We start from the raw sequence: 4,647 nt of genomic DNA on the forward strand, positions 1-4,647 counted from the left end.
CGAATCAGGGGACTTAAAAGCACTCTTTAGAAGCTTATTATAGATTCACAGGATATTATCCCGAGTCCGTTCATGCCGATCGCATTTACCGTACAAGAGAAAACCGAGCATGGTGTAAAGAAAGAGGCATTAGAATTAGTGGGCCACCTCTAGGAAGACCCCCAGCAAATGTGAGTAAAGCAAAAAAGAAGCAAGCTTTAGAAGATGAAAGAATTAGAAATGCAATAGAGGGAAAGTTTGGGGCTTGCGGAAAAGAAGATTCGGTCTCAATAGAGTTATGGCTAAACTTGATAATACCTCTGGTACGGTTATTGCAATTACTTTTTTGGTTATGAACCGATGCTACCTGGTGGCGCCGGGTTTTTTGTGTGTTTTTCTGTCTATTTGGAAAAAGAACACCTGTTTTTGGGTTGAAGATAATCCCCAATTATAATTGGGGGACTTGATACCGAAAAAACTTATATATAACTCTGCTTGAATATATCGATCACTCCTGTTCTTAGTTTGCGATCGATTATTCAGCAAACCCTAATTAAACTAATTATTTAAAGGAGTTGCACGTCAATGACACAATTGTGCTTATAATATCTGGCTCGGTGCCCTCTCAAACCAGGGTTTTTCGCTAGTCTGGTGCTATTTGTAAGTTAGTTAAGCCCATAGCAGCTAGGATCGAGCTAACTCAAGGTTAAACTAAAGCTCGTCATGCGGCGTTGCCTCTCAAAACCCGGATTGAGTCTTATGGCGCATTACCGCTCCTCTGTATGTTTGTTCACCTGCATTGCCTGTCTGGGCGCTGCGTTCAGTCCAAGTGCCGACGGAGGGCACCAGGTACTCAATGCCTCTGCGCGTGCTGTTTCCCAAGAAATTGCTCAGGCGAACTCTCCCCCGGACGATCGCCAAGATTCCAAGCCTCCAAAACCGTCTCCAGCGCCCGATAAAAACAAATCTCAGCCGTCCAAAACGTCCAAATCTAATTCTAATATCCCGAAATCGGTATCCAATTTGCTCGTCATTTTGTCTCGTCAGCGGGGGTTCTTAATGTTGGGTTTGGCAGCAGTTGTCGTCACGGCAGCGGCAGTATTTATCATGCTCAAATTAGTTAGCAGTGACGAGTCAAATTATTCTAAGCGAAGACGGGGAAGATTTGATCGCCACAACCAAAGAAACTCTCAATTTACTAATCCCGATTCTCCTATAAACTCGCACGAAATTAGACCGCAAGAGAATTCTTCTGGAGGACAATCGCTGTCAGCCTTGCCCTACCCTTTTGGTTTGCCAAAAAACTACAGTATCGAGAGCAGCGATCAACCTTTACCGTTTATCCTGGAATCCGGGGAACCGGAATCCCAGAATGCAGCAGTCGAGGGCGATCGAATTAATTCCGACACCCCGCCCTTGGAAACTCAGAGCAATGGGTACAGCAACACAGGTTTCAACATTCCCGAAACAACTAATCAAACCGATTCCCTAGCGAAGAAGAAAGGTATTGCCCTTCCCGAAACGGATGGTAGACCTAAAGTTGATATTATTGAAGCACTGATTGAAGATTTGCAGCACCTAAATCCGGCTTTGAGGCGCAAAGCAATTTGGGAACTCGGCCAGCGGGGAGATTCCAGAGCAGTTGAGCCGTTGCTCGATTTGCTAGCAAATTCCGACTCGAGCCAGTACAGTTTAATTTTGGCAAGTCTCTCGGAAATTGGCATTCGCACTCTCAAACCCATGAATAATGCCTGGTCAATTTCGCTGCAAAATGAAAATCCCGAAGTGCGTAAAAATGCGATTCGCGACTTGACGCGGATTTACGAATTGGTGAATCAAATCAGTTACTTGTTGCACCGTGCGACAGACGATCCAGATCCAGAAGTTCAGGAAACTGCTCGCTGGGCCATCAATCAGTTGAACCGCCTCCGTCCGCGTTCTGGGATGGATTAATAAATTTAGCAATTTTTAAGTAAGCTGTTGTGCATTTAAATAGAATGTCAACAAACAATTCGCCGTCTTGTGGGGAGTAGGGGTTGGGCCAAAAAGCCCGCCCTGAATATGCAATTTAAATGCGTGACAGCTTATAGCCTTTCTCAGTAACATGAGGTGTTCTTGGGCAAACAGGCCAAACAGGCCAAACAGGCCATTGGAATAGTACCTTACTTTCCTGAGAACAGGTATATAGCGGTTCTCAAGCGTGGTGAGGTATGCCCACGGAGGCCACGGAGGCCACGGAGGCCACGGAGGCCACGGAGGCCACGGAGGCCACGGAGGCCTATGCCCATGAGTACCTCATATGAGAACTCGAAAGGCTATAATTTTATATTTTAGATTTTAGAGGGGAGAATTTATAAGATAGATTGTGTTAGAATCAGTGCCTGATGGCTAATGATTAATGACTAATGACTAATGACTCTTTGAAACTATTGTTCCTGTCAACTTCAGTCGGTCAACTCGGTTCTGGCTTGGGCGGCGGAGTAGAACTTACAGTCCTTAACATCGCTAAAGAATTACAGAGTCGCGGTCATAAAATAGCAGTTGTAGCGCCGAGAGGTTCAGTTTTAGAATCAATTTGTGTAATCGAAATAACGGGTGATTTGCAAGTAACGGCCCAAACACAAGATTACAATGCTCCTATTGTGATGCCCGCAGATTCTGTGCTGGCGAATATGTGGGAATATGCTCGCCAAGTTCAGGATGAATGGGATGTCATTGTTAATTTTGCCTACGATTGGCTGCCGTTTTATTTGACACCATTTTTTAGGACTCCGATCGCCCATTTTATCAGCATGGGATCCCTTTCCGCAGCCCTCGATCGCATTGCCGCACAAACCGCCGTCCAGTTTCCTGGTACGATCGGAGTTCACACCGCTTCTCAAGCCAAAACATTCGCCTTTGGCAAGGAGTGTCGGTTGTTGGGAAGCGGCATAGATTTATCGCTGTACGAATTTTGCAGCCAACCGGAACCCAAATTAGCTTGGCTTGGTCGCATCGCCCCGGAAAAAGCCTTAGAAGATGCAGTAGCAGCAGCGAAAATTACAGGCATTCCCCTAAAAATTATGGGCAAAATGCAAGATGAGGATTATTGGCAAAAAATTTGTGCAGATTACCCGGATGCTCCCGTAGAATATTTAGGGTTTCTGACCACAACCCAACTGCAAGAGCAAGTCCGTCAGTGCCAAGCATTGTTGATGACACCACGTTGGGTGGAAGCTTTCGGAAATGTCGCGATCGAGGGTTTAGCGTGCGGTGTGCCTGTGATTGCTTACGAGCGCGGGGGGCCGGCGGAAATTGTTAGAGAGGGACTGACGGGCTTTTTAGTGGAGCCTGATAGTGTAAATGGCTTGGTAGGTGCGATCGCCCGCTTAGACCAAATTGACCGCAGCGCTTGCCGGCGACAAGCAGAGGTAGAATACTCTTTAGGAGCTTTGGGCGATCGTTGTGAACACTGGTTCAAATCTATTCTAAAGTTGAGTTAAATAAACTCTTAATAGACCACAAAAAAGCAAACAGAAAAAACTATGGCAACCGAACGTTTAGTGCTTTTATCCAGTAGAGAAATCGAAAAAATGCGTCAAGCAGGTCGCTTAGCTGCCGAACTTCTGCTGCATCTCGAACCGATGGTAAAACCCGGTGTCAGCACTCTAGAAATTAACGATGAAGCCGAACGCTGGACTTTGGCACACGGAGCCAAAAGCGCTCCGCTAGGCTATAAAGGATTTCCCAAATCTCTGTGTGCAAGCGTCAATGAAGTAGTCTGTCACGGCATCCCCAATGCGAAACAAATTCTTAAAGAAGGTGACATTATTAATATTGATGTAACGCCTTTAGTTGATGGTTATCATGGCGATACTTCCAAGACTTTTTTTGTGGGCAAACCTTCCCCGGTAGCGAAAAAGTTAGTTGAAGTAACCGAGGAATGTTTAAGAAGAGGAATTGCAGAAGTTAAACCGGGAGCTCGTACCGGTGACATCGGTGCAGCGATTCAAGAATATGCTGAAGCACAGGGTTTTTCGGTAGTGCGAAATTTTGCGGGACACGGCGTTCACCGCGTTTTTCACACCGAACCGGAAATTTTGCACTACGGTAAGCGGGGCACGGGGAAGAAGCTCAGACAAGGCATGGTTTTTACGATCGAGCCGATGATTAATGAGGGTACTTGGGAAGTGGAAATTTTGGGCGACGGTTGGACGGCTATCACGCAGGATCGAAAGCTTTCGGCTCAATTCGAGCACACTCTGGCTGTGACTGATTCTGGGGTGGAAATTCTGACTTTGCCTTAGCAATCATTAACAAACAATCTGAAAAACTCACCCCTAAATCAATAATCAACCATATCCCGTAGGGGCGGGTTTCACCGACAATATCTAACGATTATCAACAATCTAGATAAACCCGCCCCGCCACAACCGATAACCTACATCAACCTGAAATTTGCATCGAATCCGAAAAGGTAGGTTTGTATTTATGGATGGGTGGGGGCGGGTTTTCGAGATGGTCTGTTTCAGTCAGAAATTGTCGGAAAATCCCCCCTACAGAATAACGCTCGATTCACCGAATCCGAAAAGGTAGGTTTGTATTTATGGGTGGGTGGGGGCGGGTTTTCGAGATGGTCTGTTTCAGTCAGAAATTGTCTGTAAAACCCGCCCCTTGTATCTTAAAAGA

The 4,647-nt window shown here is 46.0% G+C and carries 3 protein-coding genes and 1 pseudogene; all 4 read left to right on the top strand.

The genetic code is table 11. The features are described 5' to 3' along the window. Positions 1–17: 17 nt before the first annotated feature. Positions 18–433 (top strand): annotated as a pseudogene (locus QUB12_RS13345) (transposase); the annotation flags it as partial. Positions 434–738: 305 nt separating this feature from the next. Continuing rightward, complete coding sequence (locus QUB12_RS13350) at positions 739–1,932, top strand: HEAT repeat domain-containing protein (RefSeq protein WP_333143991.1); 1,194 nt, start codon at positions 739–741, stop codon at positions 1,930–1,932. Positions 1,933–2,384: 452 nt separating this feature from the next. After that, positions 2,385–3,461: a glycosyltransferase family 4 protein gene (locus tag QUB12_RS13355; protein WP_333143992.1), complete on the top strand. Its 1,077-nt coding sequence runs from the start codon at positions 2,385–2,387 to the stop codon at positions 3,459–3,461. 42 nt (positions 3,462–3,503) lie between these two features. Then, positions 3,504–4,265, top strand: coding sequence for a type I methionyl aminopeptidase (gene map / locus QUB12_RS13360; RefSeq protein ID WP_333143993.1), 762 nt, complete (start codon positions 3,504–3,506; stop codon positions 4,263–4,265). Positions 4,266–4,647: the final 382 nt, after the last annotated feature.

Source organism: Microcoleus sp. B7-D4, assembly GCF_036705125.1.
In the GTDB taxonomy this organism is placed as follows: domain Bacteria; phylum Cyanobacteriota; class Cyanobacteriia; order Cyanobacteriales; family Microcoleaceae; genus Microcoleus.

Excerpts from the sequence above, each read along its gene's own strand:
- QUB12_RS13350 (WP_333143991.1), top strand. The coding sequence starts at position 739 with ATGGCGCATTACCGCTCCTCTGTATGTTTGTTCACCTGCATTGCCTGT.
- map (WP_333143993.1), top strand. The coding sequence starts at position 3,504 with ATGGCAACCGAACGTTTAGTGCTTTTATCCAGTAGAGAAATCGAAAAA.
- QUB12_RS13355 (WP_333143992.1), top strand. The coding sequence starts at position 2,385 with ATGACTAATGACTCTTTGAAACTATTGTTCCTGTCAACTTCAGTCGGT.